This window comes from Vogesella sp. XCS3, assembly GCF_020616155.1.
Classification (GTDB): Bacteria; Pseudomonadota; Gammaproteobacteria; order Burkholderiales; family Chromobacteriaceae; genus Vogesella.
The window spans coordinates 2,728,212-2,745,690 of sequence record NZ_CP085530.1; the positions used below are offsets into that span (position 1 = coordinate 2,728,212).

At 66.2% G+C, this 17,479-nt stretch carries 17 protein-coding genes and 1 riboswitch; of the genes, 8 read left to right on the plus strand and 9 right to left on the minus strand.

Annotated features, from left to right (window positions below; translation table 11 throughout):
- Positions 1-48 precede the first annotated feature (48 nt).
- Complete coding sequence (gene thiC, locus LCH97_RS13020; protein ID WP_227302065.1) at positions 49-1,953, minus strand: phosphomethylpyrimidine synthase ThiC; 1,905 nt, start codon at positions 1,951-1,953, stop codon at positions 49-51.
- Between the two features lie 103 nt (positions 1,954-2,056).
- Positions 2,057-2,191, minus strand: a riboswitch (TPP riboswitch).
- 129 nt (positions 2,192-2,320) lie between these two features.
- Between thiC and LCH97_RS13025 the strand changes: the two genes are divergently transcribed.
- From LCH97_RS13025 to ung, 3 genes are all read left to right on the plus strand, one after another.
- Positions 2,321-2,980, plus strand: coding sequence for a protein-L-isoaspartate O-methyltransferase (locus tag LCH97_RS13025; protein ID WP_017507729.1), 660 nt, complete (start codon positions 2,321-2,323; stop codon positions 2,978-2,980).
- The gene (locus LCH97_RS13030; RefSeq protein ID WP_227302066.1) at positions 2,980-3,306 is read left to right on the plus strand and encodes a rhodanese-like domain-containing protein; all 327 of its coding nucleotides are present in this window, start codon (positions 2,980-2,982) and stop codon (positions 3,304-3,306) included. The genes LCH97_RS13025 and LCH97_RS13030 overlap by 1 nt, the downstream gene beginning before the upstream one ends.
- 75 nt (positions 3,307-3,381) lie before the next feature.
- The gene (gene ung / locus LCH97_RS13035) at positions 3,382-4,095 is read left to right on the plus strand and encodes a uracil-DNA glycosylase (RefSeq protein WP_227302067.1); all 714 of its coding nucleotides are present in this window, start codon (positions 3,382-3,384) and stop codon (positions 4,093-4,095) included.
- A gap of 4 nt (positions 4,096-4,099) precedes the next feature.
- Here ung and LCH97_RS13040 read toward each other — a convergent pair whose 3' ends face one another.
- The 6 genes from LCH97_RS13040 to LCH97_RS13065 form a co-directional block, all read right to left on the minus strand.
- Positions 4,100-4,642, minus strand: a complete 543-nt coding sequence (locus tag LCH97_RS13040; RefSeq protein WP_227302068.1) for a cysteine hydrolase family protein — start codon at positions 4,640-4,642, stop codon at positions 4,100-4,102.
- A 286-nt stretch (positions 4,643-4,928) separates the two neighbouring features.
- Entirely contained in the window at positions 4,929-5,294 is a 366-nt protein-coding gene (gene speD, locus LCH97_RS13045; RefSeq protein ID WP_227302069.1) for an adenosylmethionine decarboxylase, read from the minus strand.
- Positions 5,291-5,446, minus strand: coding sequence for a hypothetical protein (locus LCH97_RS13050; protein WP_227302070.1), 156 nt, complete (start codon positions 5,444-5,446; stop codon positions 5,291-5,293). The genes speD and LCH97_RS13050 overlap by 4 nt, the downstream gene beginning before the upstream one ends.
- A gap of 1 nt (position 5,447) precedes the next feature.
- A complete protein-coding gene (locus tag LCH97_RS13055; RefSeq protein ID WP_227302071.1) occupies positions 5,448-6,914 on the minus strand; it encodes a DUF4178 domain-containing protein in 1,467 nt (488 codons plus the stop codon).
- A 31-nt stretch (positions 6,915-6,945) separates the two neighbouring features.
- A complete protein-coding gene (locus LCH97_RS13060; protein WP_227305357.1) occupies positions 6,946-7,965 on the minus strand; it encodes an SPFH domain-containing protein in 1,020 nt (339 codons plus the stop codon).
- Positions 7,966-8,053: 88 nt separating this feature from the next.
- Positions 8,054-8,455: a DUF350 domain-containing protein gene (locus LCH97_RS13065; RefSeq protein ID WP_227302072.1), complete on the minus strand. Its 402-nt coding sequence runs from the start codon at positions 8,453-8,455 to the stop codon at positions 8,054-8,056.
- A 67-nt stretch (positions 8,456-8,522) separates the two neighbouring features.
- Here LCH97_RS13065 and LCH97_RS13070 point away from each other — a divergent pair, with 67 nt between their 5' ends.
- From LCH97_RS13070 to LCH97_RS13080, 3 genes are all read left to right on the plus strand, one after another.
- Positions 8,523-10,034 (plus strand): polyamine aminopropyltransferase, encoded by a 1,512-nt coding sequence (locus tag LCH97_RS13070; RefSeq protein WP_227302073.1) that lies wholly within the window; start codon positions 8,523-8,525, stop codon positions 10,032-10,034.
- On the plus strand, positions 10,034-11,632 hold the full coding sequence (locus tag LCH97_RS13075) for an NAD(P)/FAD-dependent oxidoreductase (RefSeq protein ID WP_227302074.1): 1,599 nt from the start codon (positions 10,034-10,036) through the stop codon (positions 11,630-11,632). The genes LCH97_RS13070 and LCH97_RS13075 overlap by 1 nt, the downstream gene beginning before the upstream one ends.
- A gap of 105 nt (positions 11,633-11,737) precedes the next feature.
- Positions 11,738-13,771, plus strand: coding sequence for a M3 family metallopeptidase (locus tag LCH97_RS13080; RefSeq protein ID WP_227302075.1), 2,034 nt, complete (start codon positions 11,738-11,740; stop codon positions 13,769-13,771).
- Between the two features lie 62 nt (positions 13,772-13,833).
- Here the strand turns inward: LCH97_RS13080 and LCH97_RS13085 are convergent, their stop codons facing one another.
- Positions 13,834-14,598: a response regulator gene (locus tag LCH97_RS13085; protein ID WP_227302076.1), complete on the minus strand. Its 765-nt coding sequence runs from the start codon at positions 14,596-14,598 to the stop codon at positions 13,834-13,836.
- Positions 14,599-14,839: 241 nt separating this feature from the next.
- On the opposite strand from LCH97_RS13085, the gene LCH97_RS13090 reads away from it, so the two are divergent.
- The gene (locus LCH97_RS13090) at positions 14,840-15,367 is read left to right on the plus strand and encodes a hypothetical protein (RefSeq protein ID WP_017507743.1); all 528 of its coding nucleotides are present in this window, start codon (positions 14,840-14,842) and stop codon (positions 15,365-15,367) included.
- A gap of 6 nt (positions 15,368-15,373) precedes the next feature.
- On the opposite strand, the gene LCH97_RS13095 is transcribed toward LCH97_RS13090, so the two are convergent.
- Positions 15,374-16,042 carry a flagellar basal body L-ring protein FlgH gene (locus LCH97_RS13095; protein ID WP_227302077.1) on the minus strand — a complete coding sequence of 223 codons (669 nt, stop codon included), beginning with the start codon at positions 16,040-16,042 and terminating at the stop codon, positions 15,374-15,376.
- A 190-nt stretch (positions 16,043-16,232) separates the two neighbouring features.
- Between LCH97_RS13095 and purT the strand changes: the two genes are divergently transcribed.
- Positions 16,233-17,435 carry a formate-dependent phosphoribosylglycinamide formyltransferase gene (gene purT / locus LCH97_RS13100; protein WP_227302078.1) on the plus strand — a complete coding sequence of 401 codons (1,203 nt, stop codon included), beginning with the start codon at positions 16,233-16,235 and terminating at the stop codon, positions 17,433-17,435.
- Positions 17,436-17,479 lie beyond the last annotated feature (44 nt).

Consider the following 17,479-nt stretch of genomic DNA (forward strand, 5'->3'; position numbering starts at 1 on the left):
CCGCATCGCTGCGGCCAACCTTTTTGTTTCACGTGAAGCAATCGCCGTTTAGGCCTTGTCGTACAGCTTGGCGCCGCCTTTCACGAACTCGATGGCTTTTACTTCCATGCCCTTTTGCAGCGCGTCCTGCTCGCTGATGCCTTGCTTGGCGGCGAATTCGCGCACGTCCTGGGTGATCTTCATGCTGCAGAAGTGCGGGCCGCACATGCTGCAGAAGTGCGCCACCTTGGCGCTGTCCTTGGGCAGGGTTTCGTCGTGGAATTCGCGCGCCTTGTCCGGGTCCAGGCCCAGGTTGAACTGGTCTTCCCAGCGGAACTCGAAGCGTGCCTTGGACAGCGCGTTGTCGCGGATCTGCGCGCCGGGGTGGCCTTTGGCCAGGTCGGCGGCGTGGGCGGCCAGCTTGTAGGTGATGATGCCTTCTTTCACGTCGTGCTTGTTGGGCAGGCCCAGGTGTTCTTTCTGGGTGACGTAGCACAGCATGGCGGTGCCGTACCAGCCGATCTGCGCGGCGCCGATGGCGCTGGTGATGTGGTCGTAGCCGGGGGCGATGTCGGTGGTGAGCGGGCCCAGGGTGTAGAACGGCGCTTCGTGGCACCATTCCAGCTCTTTATCCATATTCTCTTTGATGAGCTGCATCGGCACGTGGCCGGGGCCTTCGATCATCACTTGTACGTCGTGCTGCCAGGCGATTTGCGTGAGCTCGCCCAGGGTTTTGAGCTCGCCCAGCTGCGCGGCGTCGTTGGCGTCCCAGGCACTGCCGGGGCGCAGGCCGTCGCCCAGGCTGAAGGCCACGTCGTAGGCCTTCATGATGTCGCAGATCTCGGCAAAGTGCGTGTACAGGAAGTTTTCCTGGTGATGCGCCAGACACCATTTGGCCATGATGGAGCCGCCGCGCGACACGATGCCGGTCATGCGGCCGGCGGTCATCGGTACGTAGCGCAGCAGCACGCCGGCGTGGATGGTGAAGTAGTCCACGCCCTGCTCGGCTTGCTCGATCAGCGTGTCCTTGAAAATTTCCCAGGTCAGGTCTTCGGCCTTGCCGTTGACCTTTTCCAGCGCCTGGTAGATGGGTACGGTGCCGATGGGTACCGGGCTGTTGCGCAGGATCCACTCGCGGGTTTCGTGGATGTTCTTGCCGGTGGACAGGTCCATGATGGTGTCGGCGCCCCAGCGGATGCCCCAGGTCATTTTGTCCACTTCTTCGCTGATCGACGACGTTACCGCGCTATTGCCGATATTGCCGTTGATTTTTACCAGGAAGTTGCGGCCGATGATCATCGGCTCGCTTTCGGGGTGGTTGATGTTGTTGGGGATGATGGCGCGGCCGGCGGCGATTTCCTGGCGCACGAACTCGGCGGTGATGGTGTCCGGCAGCTGGGCGCCAAAGCTGTGGCCGGCGTGCTGGCGCGTCATCAGCTCTAGCAGGCGGGTGTTGCCTGTGGCCTGGAGCGACTCGATATAGGCCTGGCGGTTCAGGTTTTCGCGGATGGCGACGTATTCCATCTCGGGGGTGATGATGCCGCGGCGGGCGTAGTGCATCTGGGTCACGTTCAGGCCGGGCTTGGCGCGGCGCGGCTGGCGCGTCAGGTTAAAGCGCAGGTCGGCCAGCTTGGGGTCGGCTTCGCGGGCGCGGCCGTAGTCGCTGGACAGGCCGGGCAGCAGCTGGGTGTCGTCGCGTTCGGTAATCCAGGCGGCACGCAGCGCCGGCAGGCCGGAGCGGATGTCGATCTGCGCGTGCGGGTCGGTGTAGGGGCCGCTGGTGTCGTATACATAGATGGGCGGGTTGGCTTCGCCACCAAACTGTGTGGGCGTGTCGGCCTGGCTGATTTCGCGCATCGGCACGCGGATATCGGGGCGGCTGCCGCCAACGTAGATCTTGCGGGAATTAGGCAGTGGCTGGATGGCGGCGGAATCCACTACCATCTGGGTGTTCAGTGTTGCAGGCGCGTTCATCGGTGCGGGTTCTCCAAGGCGATGAAACGGCGCAAGGAGCGGCCCGGGCTGGCCCGGCTGCAAGGTTGGCCGCAAGCCGGGCGGAACAAGGCGCGGCGGGCGGTGTCTGCAGATTACGCTTCCCTACGCCGGTATTATCCGGGTCAGGTTCGAAGGGTAACTCTCACCCGCCGCACTTATGCCATCTGCACATTGGTGCGAATGGTACACAAGCGCCGCAGGACCCCTAGCGATGCTGTGAAGGTAAGGTAAATGTGGGATAATCGCAAGTTGCCATCTAGTGGACGATTGTGGAAGCGGGGTTGCCACAGCCCGGCTTTCAGAATCGCCCTTAGTCTATTTGTCTTGGATCCCCCGGAGTTTCCGAATGAATTTCGAACAAGCCCGTTTCAACATGGTTGAGCAGCAAATCCGTCCGTGGGATGTGCTCGACACCTCCATTCTCGACCTGCTGTTTCACGTGAAGCGCGAAGACTTCGTGCCGGTAGAAAAGCGCCAGCTGGCGTTTGTGGACATGCAGCTGCCACTGGAAAACGGCACCGCCATGCTGGAGCCGAAAGTCGAAGCCCGTCTGCTGCAAGACCTGCAAGTAAAAGCCAGCGACAAGGTACTGGAAGTGGGTACCGGTAGCGGCTACCTCACCGCCCTGCTGGCCGCTGTGAGCCAGCACGTGTACAGCGTGGACCTGGACGCCGAGCAAAGCGAACGTGCTGCGGCCAACCTGAAAACCGCCGGCATCCGCAACGTGACCCTCAGCGTGGGTAACGGTATCGAAGGCCTGCCAGGCCAGGCCCCGTTCGACGTGATCTGCGTTGGCGGCTCCACCCCGGTAGTGCCCGAAGCGCTGAAAGCCCAGCTGGCCGTAGGTGGCCGCCTGGCCGTGATCGTGGGCGATGCCCCGGTGATGATTGCCAAGGTCATTACCCGTGTGGGCGAAAACGCCTACCAGGAAGCGGTAAGCTTCGACACCAACCTGCCGCGCCTGCAGCAGCTGGACGCCATCGAGCCGTCGCGCTTCAGCTTCTGATGATCCGCGAAATCAACGCCGTAGAGCTGGCGGCCTGGCTGGCAGACAGCAGCCGCCCCCAGCCCTACCTGCTGGACGTGCGCGAAGACTGGGAAGTGGCGCTGTGCCGCATCCCCGGCTCGCAGCAGATCGTCATGCACCTGATTCCGTTGCGCCACAACGAGCTGCCGGACGACGCGCCCATTGTTACCATCTGCCACCACGGCGTGCGTAGCTTCCAGGTAGGCCTGTTCCTGCAGAACGCCGGTTTCGAGCAGGTGCTGAGCCTGCGCGGCGGCGTGGAAGCCTGGGCCAACGATGTGGACCCGAGCATGGCGCACTACTGAGCGCCCGTTGCTGTACCGCCAAGCCGCCCCTGTCGGGCGGCTTTGTTTTTGCCTTTTTTCTACTGGAAACTTGCCATGCACTACCTCGCCCCCGCCCTGGCCACCCTGCCCGCCGCCTGGCAAGCCGTGCTGCAGCAGCCGGCTATTGCAGCCAATTTGCAGCAAATTGAGGCCAAGCTCGCCGAACGTGCCGCTGGCGGTGCCGTCATCTACCCGCCGGCCGGGCAGATATTCCACGCGCTGCAGCACGTAGACCCGGCCGCCGTGCGCGTGGTGATCCTGGGGCAAGATCCCTACCACGGCGCCGGCGAGGCGATGGGGCTGAGCTTTTCGGTACCGGCCGGGGTGAAGATCCCGCCCAGCCTGCGCAATATGTACAAGGAGCTGGCCAGCGACCTTGGCATCGCGCCTGCCAGCCACGGCGACCTGACCCACTGGGCGCAACAGGGGGTGCTGCTGCTGAACACCTCGCTGACGGTGGAAGCCGACTGCGCCGGCAGCCACGGCAAGTTCGGCTGGCAGGCGGTGACCGACGCGCTGATCGACGCGGTGAACGCGCACAACCCCGGCTGCGTGTTTTTGCTGTGGGGTAACTGGGCGCAGGGCAAGGCCGAGCGCATCGACGCCAGCCGCCACGGCGTGTTCAAGGCCGTGCACCCGTCGCCACTGTCGGCCAGCCGCGGCTTTTTCGGCTCGCGCCCGTTCTCGCAGGCCAACGCCTGGTTACAGGCGCACGGCCGCGAGGCAATCGACTGGGCGCTACCGGCGCCGCAGGGCGGCTTGTTCTAACGCGCTAGGCCTGAAATACGATCTGGCCGCTGGGCACCACCTGCGCAAACGCCCCGTGCAGCGTGGCGTTGTGGTGGGCGATGATCTGGCTGGCGGCCAACTGTGGCGTATCCATGCAGCTATGGGCATCGGCCGCCAGTACGCATTGCAGCCCGTGTACGTTGGCCGCACGGCAGGTGGTATCCACGCAGTACTGGGTTTTCATGCCGGCCAGTACCAGCTGGCCGATATTGCGCGCCTGCAGCCAGCTTTGCAGCCCGGTGCCGATGAAGCAGTCTGGTCGGGTCTTGTCAAAAATATAGTCATGCACCGGGTCTAGCCCCAGCTCAGGCAGCAGCTGCCACGCGGCGCTGCCTGCTGCAATCGGCGAACCGGCCGGCCCGGTGTGGCGGGCAGCCAGCACAGGCGCGCCGGCGGTGCGTGCCTGGCTTATCAGCAGCTGGATATTGGCCAGCAAGGCTTCGCGCTGCCAGGGCGCGTCGGGCGCATGGTACAAGCCATGCTGCATATCGATGAGTAGCAGTGCGTTACGGATGGGTTGGGACATGATGGCTCCTGACGGATAAAGCCCGCGGACAGGAGCAAGTCACCCCGGCCCGGATGGGCGGGGTGGATGAGGTTCAGCGCGACAGCCGCCAACCTCCCCGACCCCGCATGGCGGTCGTGGTGGTGGTTGTGGTGGTGAACAGGCGGGCTGGTTTCATGGCTTTATCGTTTCATGCCAAAGCAATAGTGTCAACCGGTATGTCTACCTAGCCGCGCACCACACAGCGCGGTAGCCCTGGCGCTTTTCCTTTCCGTGTTTTCAGTGTGTTCCGTGGCAAAAATGAGGTTCAGACAGGCATAGCCACAGGCAGTTGGCCACGCGCCAAGCAGCGCTGTTCGATGCGGCCAACCTGCAGCGCCTGCTGCAGCACCGCCAGCGCGGCGGCGTGGGCGGCGCTGCCGCACAGAAACAGGTCTACCGCCGCGTAGCCGTGTTCCGGCCAGGTGTGGATGCTGATGTGCGATTCGGCCAGCAGCAGCACGCCGGTGACGCCCAGGCCGGCGCCGAAATGGTGGAAATGGCCGGCCAGTACGTGCGCCCCGGCGGCGCGGGCGGCGGCGTACAGCGCCTGCTCCACGCCGGCGGCGTCGGCGAGTAGGGAGGCCGGGCACTGGTACAGCTCGGCCAGCAGGTGTTCGCCCAGGTGGCTCATTTGTGGCCGCCGGAAAAACCGCCGCCGCTGCCGCCGTAGTAGCCGCTGCTGCTGCGGTAGCTGCCGCCGTCGTCGCTATTGCTGGCGTAGTTGATGGCGGTGCTCACCGCGACAATCGCCAGGCAGTACAGGATGTAAGTGAGGCGGCTCATGTCAGTCCCCCAGCGGTAGCCACAGGATGACGGTGGCAATGAAACACAGGGTAAGCGCGCCGCCGCTGTCGCCGCCCAGGATCAGCGGCGCGTTCACCAGCCACAGCAGCACGCTGGCGGCCATCGCCACGGGGCGTAGCGCCGCCTTGCTGCTGGCGGCAGCTTGTGGTTTGAATGCGGTGGCCACGGGGGCGGCTTTGCCAAACCAGCGCGCCAGCTCGGCCGGGCTTACGCTGCGGCTGCTGCTCCAGGTCAGCTCCTGCGGGCTTTGTTCGCTGGCCAGCAGGGTGTTGCCGTCGCTGCTGATGTATTCGCGGATGCTGACGCGCTCGCCCACGCGGGCGCGCCACGGAAAGGCGCCCGCGGCGTAGGCAATGTGGGCGTCGTAGGCCGGGTAGCGCGCGGCAAAGCGCTGCTTGCCCCAGCTGGCTTGCTGCGCGCCGGCCTGGTCTACCCAGATGTCCATCAGCGTGCCCAGCCACCAGCCGTTACCGGTTTCGGTGAGCCAGCGCAGGCCCAGTATCGGTTCGTATAGCAGGTACTCGTTCCAGCTGCTGTTGCGGTCTTCGCTTTCCTGCCAGCCCAGCAGGCCGATGATGGTCCACACTTTGCCGTCTATGGTGGCCTGGCTGCCGTTGGCCAGCGTAAAGCGCAGCGTGCTGGTTTGCTGCGCCTTGTGCTGGCCCAGCACGGTGGCGCGTTCGCCCTGGATGTCCACTTCGCTGCCGCACGACGGGCAGTTCAGGTGGGTGGCGCTGCCGGCGCGGTAGTCCAGGCTGGCGCCGCATTGCGGACAAGCCAGCTGCTGCACGCTGCCTTTGAGCTTGCCGGTGGCAGCGCTGATCATGCGCTCGTCGCGCAGGCGCTGCATGTTCAGCTGCTTCAGCGTCACCGCTTCGCCCAGGTACAGCTGTGGCGGGCTGCCGTCGCTGTAGTCCAGCGTGAGGAAGCGGCCACCGCAGCGGGCGTCGGCTACCGGCGCGTCGTAGCCGGGCTGCAGCTGGCGCGGCAGCTCGCCCTCGCCCGCCACGCAGCGCGCGCGGCGGATGTCGCAGAATACGAAGCTGTCTTTGCCCTGTGGCCAGAGCTGGCCGGCTTGCAGGCTGTCAAACGCGGGGGCATTGTCGCTGCGGCCTTGTGCCTGGGTCAGCACGTACTGGCCCACGCTATCGGCCAGCCAGGCGCTTTCGCCGTCGTCGAACAGGATGTGCCACTCGTTCCACACCCCGGCGTCGTACTGCAGCTGGATGCGGCCAACCACGGTGAACTGGCGGCCGCACCAGATGCCGCTGGCGGCGATTTGTAGCGGCGAGTAGTCGTCCAGCAGCGCGGCCATTTTGCCGATGTCGCGCACGCTGTCGGCGTCGCGCAGCAGTGTGCTCTGGCAATAGCTACACACCGCCAGCACCGAGCTGGTGGCGTGAAAGCGCACGTCGGCGCCGCAGGCGGGGCAGGCGACGTGGTACATCAGGCAGGGTTGGCCGCAGTGTGGATCATGCTTAGCCCACCAGCTTTTTCAGCACGTCGGCCTTGGCCGTGTCGTAGTCGGCCTGGGTGATCAGGCCGGCGTCCAGCAGCCCCTTCAGCTGCGCCAGTTTGGCCTGCGGGCTGTCGGCTGCGGGTGCTGCGGCCGGTGTCGCAGCCGGGGCGGCTGCCGGTGTAGCCAGGCTTTGCTGCAGCGCCTGGCCCATCACCTGCCCCACGCCCATGCCGGCAGACAGCGCGGCGCCCAGGCCGGCCAGGCCGCCTTCGTTCTGCGCCGCCAGCGGGATGGCTTCGGCGGCCTGGTAGCGGGTGTACTGGTTCAGGTCGCCGGCCATGCCGATGGCGATGCGCTTGTCGATGGCTTTTTGCAGCTCTTCCGGCAGCGAGATGTTTTCTACCGCAAAGCTGTCCAGCGCCAGGCCGTAGCGGGCGAAGGCGGGGGCCAATGCCTGCTGCAGCGTGCTGGCCATCAGGCCCTGGTTGGCCGCCATGTCGAGGAAGGGCACGCCGCTGCTGCCCAGCGCGCCGGCCATGCCGGCCACCACCTGGTTACGCAGCTGCTGTTCCATGTCGTCCACGGTGTAGCGTTCGCGGGTGCCGCTGACTTCGGTGTAGAACAGCTTGGGGTCGGTAATGCGGTAGCTGTAGATGCCGAAGGCGCGCAGCCGCACCATGCCAAAATCCTGGTCGCGCAGCGTTACCGGCTGCGGCGTGCCCCATTTGCGCCCCAGCTGCAGCCGGGTGCTGAAGAACACCAGGTCGGACTTGAAAGGCGATTCGAACAGCTTGTCCCAGTTTTTCAGGTAGGTCAGCACCGGCAGCGTCTGCGTGGTGAGCTTGTGCATGCCGGGGCCGAATACGTCGGCGATCTTGCCTTCGTTGATGAACACCGCCATTTGCGATTCGCGCACCGTCAGGCTGGCACCGTACTGGATTTCGTTGTCCTGCATCGGGTAGCGCCAGGCCAGGACGCCGTCGCCCTCCTCCTGCCATTCCAGGATGTCGATGAACTGCTTGGAAATGAAGGAAAACAGACTCATGGCGAAGACTCCATCAAGGTTGGCCGCAGCCGGGTCGTAAACAATTGATCGCGCCGGCTGCCCGGCGCAGCGCGCAGCCGTTTCAGGACAGGCTGCCGGCGTTCAGCACGCCTGCGGCCAGCTGCACACTGCCGGCCAGCAGGCCCATGGCGGTGTTGTTGTCCAGCAGCGCCTGTTGCAGGTCGCGCACCCAGCGCGATAGCAACATGTGGACGGCGATCTGCACCAGCAGCGCCAGTGCGCCCCACAGCAGGAATTTTTCTACCGTATTCAGGTGCCAGGCGCTGGACGCCAGTGTCAGCGAAAAGCCGATCAAGGCGCCGCCAAACGACAGTGCCGCCGCCTGGTTGTGCTGGCGGATCAGCTGCATTTCGTCCAGCGGCGTCACGCGGCAGTACAGCACGGTAAACAGCGCCAGCAGCAGCGCGCCGCTGCCCAGGTAGGACAGGTAGGCCAACAGGGCCGGCAGGAAGGCAGTCGACATATGCAGCGTCCTTGGCAAGCTTGGGCAATAATGCTGGCCATTCTACCCACGTTTCATGAAAGCCTGCATGCGCGATCGTCTGCTTATCCTGTCGGTGTTTGTGGTGGCGTCCTGCGGCCTGGCCTACGAGCTGATCGCCGGGGCGCTGGCCAGCTACCTGCTGGGCGATTCGGTGCTGCAGTTCTCGTCCATCATCGGCTGCTACCTGTTCGCCATGGGCGTGGGCTCGCACCTGTCGCAGTACGTGAAAGACGAGCGCGTGCTGGACACCTTCATCGAGATCGAGCTGTTGGTGGCGCTGCTGGGCGGCCTGTCGGCCAGCGCGCTGTTTGCGGTGTTTGCCTGGAGCGGCGAGTCGTTCCGCCTCACGCTGTACGCGCTGGTGTTCCTCACCGGTGCCATGGTGGGCATGGAGATTCCGCTGGTGATGCGTGCGCTGAACCAGCGCCAGCAACGCTTTGCCGAGCTGGTGAGCCGCGTGCTCACCTTCGACTACCTGGGGGCGCTGGCGGTATCGCTGCTGTTCCCTATCGTGCTGGCGCCGCGCTTGGGGTTGGCGCGCTCGGCGCTGCTGTTCGGCCTCAGTAACGTGGCGGTGGCGCTGTGGACCTGCCGCGTGTTCCGCGCCGAGCTGCTGCGGCCAACCGTGCAGTACCTGCGCAGCCTGCTGGTGCTGCTGGTGCTGGGTGGCAGCTTCATCGCCGCCGACGAGCTGACGCGCTGGAACGAAAAAGCCATCTACGGCGACGACGTCATCCACGCCGAAACCACGCCCTACCAGCGCCTGGTGCTGACGCGCTGGAAAGGCGACCTGCGCCTGTACATCAACGGCAACCTGCAGTTTTCCAGCCGCGACGAGCACCGCTACCACGAGGCGCTGGTGCACCCGGTGCTGGGCGCGCTGCCGTGGGCGCGGCAGGTGCTGATCCTGGGCGGCGGCGACGGCCTGGCCGCGCGCGAGGTGCTGAAGTACCCCCATGTGCAGCAGGTGACGCTGGTGGACCTGGACCCGGCGATGACCGGCCTGTTCAGCCGCAGCGCGCCGCTGCTGGCGCTGAACGGCGGCTCGCTGCGCAACCCGCGCTTGCGCGTGGTCAACGACGACGCCGCGCGCTGGCTGGAGCAGCACCCCGACGTGTTCGACGCCATCATCGTCGACTTTCCCGACCCGTCCAGCTTTGCGCTGGGCAAGCTGTACTCGGTGCCGCTGTACCGGCTGCTGTCGCGCCACCTGGCCGACAACGGCCTGGCCGTGGTGCAATCCACCTCGCCCTACCACGCGCCGCGTTCGTACTGGAGCATCAACGCCACGCTGCGCGCCGCCGGGCTGGCTACCACGCCCTACCACGCCTACGTGCCGTCGTTTGGCGAGTGGGGTTTCATCATTGCCGCCCATCGCCCCGGCTACATGCCGCCGCAGGCCTACCGCGTGCCGCTGAAATTCCTCGACCGCGAGGCCACGCGGCAGATGTTCTTCTTCCCGCCCGACATGCGGCCGTGGCGCGTCGAGCCCAACCAGCTGAACGACCAGCGCCTGGTGCATTACTTCGAGCAGGACTGGTCGCAGGTGATCCGCTGATGCAGCGCCGCGACTTTCTGCGTACCGCCGCCGCGCTGGCCGGCTTGCCGCTGCTCACCGGCTGCCAGCAGCTGCTGGGCTGGGGCTTGCCGGTGGACGTGCTGCGCCCTGGCATGGCCACCGGCCACCGCCTGCGCGACGCCGCCACGCTGCCGCCGCCACGCAGCGAGCGGCGCGTGGACACCGTGATCGTCGGCAGCGGCGTGGCCGGCCTGTTTGCCGGCTGGCGGCTGGCGCGCGAAGGTTACCGCGACTTTGTGCTGCTGAACGGGCCGGAGCCGGACGGCAACGCCGCCGCCGGTGCCTTCGACGGCTGGCGCTACCCCACCGGCGCGCATTACCTGCCGCTGCCCTCGCCCGAGTCGGCGCACGTGCGCACGCTGCTGGCCGAGATGGGCGTGATTGAAGCCGGCAGCGACAGCCTGCGGCCAACGTTTGACGAACGCGTACTGGTGCACGCGCCGGACGAGCGGCTGTGGCGCGACGGCCAGTGGCAGGATGGCCTGCTGCCGCGCGGCCTGGGCGCCGATGACGACGCGCAGCAGCAGCGCTTTTTGCTTCACGTGAAACAATTGCAGCAACAGCACGGTGCCGATGGCCGCCGCGTGTTTACCGTGCCTACCGCGCTGGCGTCGCAAGACCCGGCCTGGCGCGCGCTGGACAGGCAAAGCTTTGCCAGCTGGCTGGCGGCGCACGGTTACACCGCGCCCGGCCTGCTGTGGTACCTGGACTACTGCTGCCGCGACGATTACGGCAGCACGCTGGCGCACACCTCGGCGTGGGCCGGCCTGCACTACTTTGCCGCCCGTGGCGGCCATGCGGCCAACGCCGAGGACGGCGCGGTGCTCACCTGGCCGGACGGGCTGAACCCGCTGCTGCGCCACATGCGCGGCCGCATCGGCCACGACAGGCAGCTGGATGGCGCCGCCTGGCGCATCCGTCAGCAGGGCAAGCAGGTGCTGGTGGATTACATCGACGCTACCGGTGCGCAGCGGCTGCTTGCACGGCGCGTCATCGTGGCCACGCCGCTGCACGTGGCCTGGCACCTGCTGCCGCAGCTGCCGGCGCTGGGCTTCCAGCACGCCCACCTGCCGCCGCGGGCGCCGTGGCTGGTGGGCAATGTGCTGCTGGAGCGCTTCCCCGCCGAGCCGGTCAGCCAGCCGCTGGCGTGGGACAACGTGGTGTACGGCAGCCGCAGCCTGGGCTACGTGGTGGCCACCCATCAGCTGATCCGCGCCGCGCTGCCGGAGCGCACGGTGTTTACCACTTACCACGCCTTTGCCGATGCGCCGCCCGCCGCCACGCGGCCATGGTTGGCCGCCGCCAGCGCCGACGCGCTGTTTGAGCAGGCCACCGCCGACCTGTACGCCGTGTACGGGCCGCGCCTGCACCGCCATATGTTGGCCGCACGCCTCACCGTGCGCGCCCACGCCATGGCCAGCCCGCAGCCGGGCTTTCTGGCCAACCCTGGGCTGGCCGCACTGCGCGCTGCCGACGGCCCCATCCTGTTTGCCCACGCCGATTTGTCCGGCCTGTCGCTGTTTGAAGAAGCCGCCTGGTGGGGCGACGTGGCGGCGCAGCGGGTGCTGGCGGCCTGATGGCCGGCACCAAAGGACAGTTTGTGCCACGCCAAGGCCGCCATGGCTTTGTGATACAGTGAAATCCCGGCTTACCCGGCCATCTTCCATGACAGAAAGGCTGCCATGAGCACCAATCCGCTGCTAGCCAACTGGGATACGCCCCACCAGTTTCCCCCGTTCGACCAGATCGACGCCGCGCACTTTGTACCGGCGTTCGAGGCGCTGTTCGCCGCCCATCAGGCCGAGCTGGACACCATTGCGGCCAACCCGGCTGCCCCTGATTTTGCCAATACCGTTGCCGCACTGGCCCGGAGTGGCCTGCTGCTGGAACGCGCCAGCCTGTTGCTGGATAACCTGTCTGCCTCGGTAGGCAGCGACGCGCTGCAGGCGGTGGAGCGCGACATGGCGCCACGCCTGGCCGCCCACCACAGCAGCGTGTACCTGAACGCCGCGCTGTTTGCCCGCCTGGACGCGGTGTACCGCGAGCGCGCCGCGCTGGGGCTGGACGAAGAACAACAGCGCCTGCTGGCACGCCTGCACCGCAACTTCGTGCGTGCTGGCGCCCGGCTGGATGGCGAGGCGCGCAGCCGCTTTGCCGCCATCGTGTCGCGCCTGGCCGAGCTGCAAACCGCGTTCAGCCAGAACGTGCTGGCCGACGAGGGCGAGTACGTGCTGCCGCTGGGCGAGCAGGATATCGACGGCCTGCCCGGCTACGTGCTGGACGCCGCGCGCAACGCCGCCACCGAACGCGGGCTGGATGGCTACGCGCTGACGCTGTCGCGTTCGGCGGTCATCGGTTTTCTGACCTACTCCACCCGCCGCGACCTGCGCGAACAGCTGTGGCGCGCCTGGACCAGCCGTGGCGAAAACCCGGCGCGCGCCAACGCGCCGCTGGCGCGCGAGATTCTGGCGCTGCGTACCGAGAAAGCCGCGCTGCTGGGCTACGCCAGCTACGCCGACTACGCGCTGGAAGACCGCATGGCCGGCAAGCCGCAGGCGGTGTACGACCTGCTGGCGCAAGTGTGGGAGCCGGCCAAGCAACGCTTTGCTGCCGAAAAAGTCATGCTGCAGCAGGAAGCAGCGCGCCAGGGCCTGCCGCAAGACATCCAGCCGTGGGATTGGTGGCTGCTGGCCGAAAAAGTACGCGTGGCACGCTACGCGCTGGACGACGCCCAGATCAAGCCCTACTTCAGCCTGCCGCGCATGCAGGCCGCCATGTTCGATGTGGCCGGCCGCCTGTTTGGCCTGCAGTTCGCCCCGCGTGACGACCTGCCGCGCTACCACCCCGACGTGCGGGTATGGGAAGTGCGCCGCGACGACACCGTGATCGGCCTGTTCATCGGTGACAACTACGCGCGCCAGGGCAAACGCGGCGGGGCGTGGATGCACTTGTTCCAGCAGCAAAGCGGCAAGGGCACAGACCGCGTGCTGCCTATCGTCATCAACAACAACAACTTTGCCAAGGCTGGCAGCGGCCCTACCCTGCTGAGCTTTGACGACGTGCGCACGCTGTTCCACGAGTTCGGCCACGCGCTGCACGGCCTGCTGTCCGACGTGCAGTACCGCCTGCTGTCCGGCCCCAATACGCCGCAGGACTACGTGGAGCTGCCGTCGCAGCTGCTGGAAAACTGGGCGCTGGTGCCGGAAGTGCTGGCCGAGCACGCGCGCCATGTGGACAGCGGCGAGCCGATTCCGCCGGCGCTGGTGGCGGCCATCAAGGCGGCCAGCACCTTCAACCAGGGCTTCGAGACCGTGCGCTACAGCGCGTCCACGCTGATCGACCTGGCGCTGCACCAGCGCAACGACGCCGACGGCGTGGATATTCTGGCCTTTGAAGCCGCCGAGCGTACGCGCCTGGGCGTGCCGCTGGAAGCGGGCATGAACCACCGCCTGCCGCACTTTGGCCACGTGTTTTCCGACGACTACTACGCCGCCGGTTACTACGTGTACATGTGGGCCGAGGTGCTGGAGGCCGAAGCGTTTGCGGCGTTTGAAGAAGCCGGCAACCCGTTTGACGCCGCGCTGGCCGCCAAGCTGCAGCGTTACATCTACAGCGCCGGCGACGCGCGCGAGCAGCGGGCGGCGTTCCGCGCCTTCCGCGGCCATGACCCGCAGGCGGCGCCGATGCTGGAAAAACGTGGCCTGCTAGCGGTGTAAGGTTGGCCGCAGGCTAAACGCACAAGGCCGCCCCGCCGGGGCGGCCTTGCTACGTGTGGCGGCTAGGCGGCGCTGATGTGCGCGTCCAGCATATAGCCTTCGCCGCGCACGGTACGGATCAGCGCCGGGTTGCGCGGGTCGTCGCGCAGCTTGCCGCGCAGGCGCGAGATCAGGATGTCGATGCTGCGGTCGAATACGTCCACCGTGCCGCCGCGGGTCAGGTCCAGCAGCAGCTCGCGGTCCAGCACCGTGTGCGGGCGCTGTACCAGCACCGATAGCAGGCGGAATTCGGCGCTGGATAGCGGGATCACGGTTCCCTGCGGGTCGTGCAGCTGGCGCAGGGTGCTGTTGAGCAGCCAGTTGCCAAAGCGGATGCGCTGGTGGCCGCTGTCGGGCAGCGCCGGGCTGGCCTGGCTGCGGTTGCGGCGCAGTACCGAGTGCAGGCGGGCTACCAGCTCGCGGGTATCAAACGGTTTGGACAGAAAGTCGTCAGCACCGATTTCCAGGCTGATGATGCGTTCGGTCAGGTCGTTGCGCGCGCTCATCATCAGGATGGGGATATCGGACTGGCTGCGCAGCCGTTTGCACAGGCTCAGGCCGTTTTCGCCGGGCAGCATCAGGTCCAGCACGATGGCGTCAAAATGCTGGCGCGCCAGCCAGGCTTCCATTTCGCGGCCGTCTGCCGCGCCCTCGGCCAGCATGGCAAAACCGCCCAGGTATTGGCAGACCAGCTCGCGTATTGCCTGGTCGTCGTCTACCACCAGAACGCGCAGGCTATCGCCTGAAAAAGGGCCGGGTGTCGCGGTGGCGTCTGTCGTGTGCTGCATGCTGTGTCCGTGGTCATGCCTGGTTGGCCGCAGGGGCGGTGCCAGGTAGCGGCGCGGCCAGGCACGGGTGGTGCCTGGCGTGCCGTGTGTGGGTAAGGTGGCGTCTGGTACAGCTTAATGGGGCAATGCCCCGCTGATTTGTGCGCTTAGTATGGGTTTTGATACAAAGTGGCCAAACGGTGGCAATAATGGCACCCGTAGACTGCAGCAAATCACTGCTGCCGCCTTGCGGCTTGTTGCCATGCCCATTCGCCCGTTTTTCCGCCTGGCGCTGTCCGGCTGCCTGGGTTTGCTGTCCGGTTGCATTACCGTACAGAACCTGCCCAGCCCGGCGCGTGACGTGTTTACCTTTTCGTTTTCTACCGCCAGCGAAATGCAGGCCATGGCCGAGAAGGCAGAGCAGAGCGCGTCACGCCGCCCTGCCCCTTTCCAGAAAATCTGTATCGAGTGGAACGAGGCGGTGACCGTACCGGACATGCTGACGGTGATCGAGGCGGCCTTGCGCCGCCGCCGCATAGAAACCCAGGTATACGCACCGGGCGCGGTGCCGGGCGGCTGCGTGACGCTGGTATACGCCGCTACCCGTGCGTGGGAACAGGATTTTTCCTACCTGAACTACGCCAGCATGGCGCTGAAACAGGGCAGCACCACGCTGGGCAAGGTGGTGTACGAGCCGCGCATGCTGGGTTTCGACCGCTGGGCCAGCACCGAGGCCAAGCTGATTTTCCTGCTGGACGAGCTGGTATCCAGCCCGCCGCGCTTGCCTTAGCGCCGCTTAGTAAAGCGTGACCGCCGCGCCAAACAGAAACTGCACCCAGGCCAGCACGCTGGCGTCCAGCGGCATGTTCTGGTTGATCTGGTCCAGGCGGGCGTTAATCACGTAGCGCGACGAGATGCTGTTGTTCGGCTGTAGCTGTGCGCTGTTGATGATGCCGGAAAAGCGCAGCGTGCTTTGCTTGCCGTTGAGCAGCACCACCTTGTCGCCGCCTACTACCAGGTAGCCGTTGGGCAGAACGTCCAGCACCGATACCATCATGTTGCCGCTGATCTTGGTGCGGTTGTTCATTTTGCTGTCGTCTTTGTCGGCCAGCGAATAGCTGGAGTTGACGTCCACGTCGAAGACTTCTTTCACCAGGCCAGGCAGGGTATGCAGTGCACCCGGGCCTTTCACCGTATTGGCGCCGGTGGCTTTATCGTCCAGCGCGCGGCTGGTGCTGCTGCTCATGTCTTCTTCTATGCTCACCGTTACCGCGTCGCCTACGTGGCGGGCGATTTGTGTCTCGAAGAACAGCCTGGCGGTGGCCGGGTTGAAAATGCCGCCGTCGCCAGGTGAGGCCAGCATGGGCTTGAGCTGGGGGTAGCTGCTGGTGGGCAGCTGCACCACGGAATGGGTAGTGCAGGCGGCAAGCAGGAGCACGGGGCAGAGCAAGGCGAGGCGGCGCATGGTGCGGGTCCGGTTTGTGGTGTCCGGTATCATTCAAGCAGCGCCGTGTATCGGGCGTATCCTGGCATGGTCACCATTTTGTCCCGCCCTGCAACAGGCCGTTTACAAAGCCGATACGCTGCATGCACGCCACGGCGGTGGTGGTTTGGCATACCATACCGGCTGTCATTTTGGCCTTCGGGAGCTTGTCATGCGTATTGGTACCCCTCTTTCCGCGTCGGCACGACGCGTCATGCTGCTGGGCAGCGGCGAACTGGGCAAGGAAGTGGTGATCGCCCTGCAACGGTTGGGCGTGGAAACCATCGCCGTTGACCGTTACCCGGACGCGCCGGCCATGCAGGTGGCGCACCGCAGCCACGTTATCAATATGGCCGACCCCGCCGCGCTGCGTGCGCTGGTCGAGGCCGAGCGCCCGCACCTGGTGGTGCCGGAAATCGAAGCCATCGCTACCGAAGAGCTGCTGCGCATCGAGGCAGACGGCCTGGCCGAGGTGATCCCCACCGCGCGTGCGGCCAACCTCACCATGAACCGCGAAGGCATCCGCCGCCTGGCGGCCGAGGAGCTGGGCCTGCCCACCTCGCCGTACGCCTTTGCCAGCAGCCTGGCCGAACTGCAGGCCGCCATCGACGCCGGCATCGGCTACCCCTGCCTGGTGAAGCCGGTGATGTCGTCCAGTGGCAAAGGGCAATCGCTGCTGAAAGGCCCGGCCGACGTGGCTGCGGCCTGGGATTACGCCGTCAGCGCCGGCCGTGTGGACAAGGGCCGAGTCATCGTGGAAGGCTTCATCGATTTCGAGTACGAGATCACCCTGCTGACCGTGCGCGCCAATGACGGCCACGGTGCTGTGGCCACCCACTTCTGCGCGCCGGTAGGTCATTTGCAGCAGCGCGGCGACTACGTGGAAAGCTGGCAGCCGCAGGCGATGAGCCCGCTGGCGCAGCAGCGTGCACAAGAGATGGCCGCCAAGGTCACCGCCGCGCTGGGTGGCCGTGGCCTGTTTGGCGTGGAGCTGTTTGTGCAGGGCGACACGGTGTGGTTCTCCGAAGTGAGCCCGCGCCCGCACGACACCGGGCTGGTGACGCTGGCCAGCCAGCGTTTCAGCGAGTTCGAGCTGCACGCGCGCGCCATTCTGGGCTTGCCGGTGGACGTGAGCCTGCGCACGGCGGCAGCGTCGGCGGTGATCTATGGCCGCCTGGAAGCGGCGGGTATCGCGTTTGACGGTGTGGCCGAGGCGCTGGCGGTACCCGGCGCGGATATCCGCCTGTTCGGCAAACCGGAAAGCTTCGAGCGCCGCCGCATGGGCGTGGCGGTGGCCTACGCCGACGACGTGGACAGCGCCCGCGAGCGCGCCCGCGAGGCGGCGGGTAAAGTGGTGCCGGTGAGCGGCGACTAAGCCTGGCGGCCAAGGTTGGCCGCAGCCGCTAGAAACGCACAAGG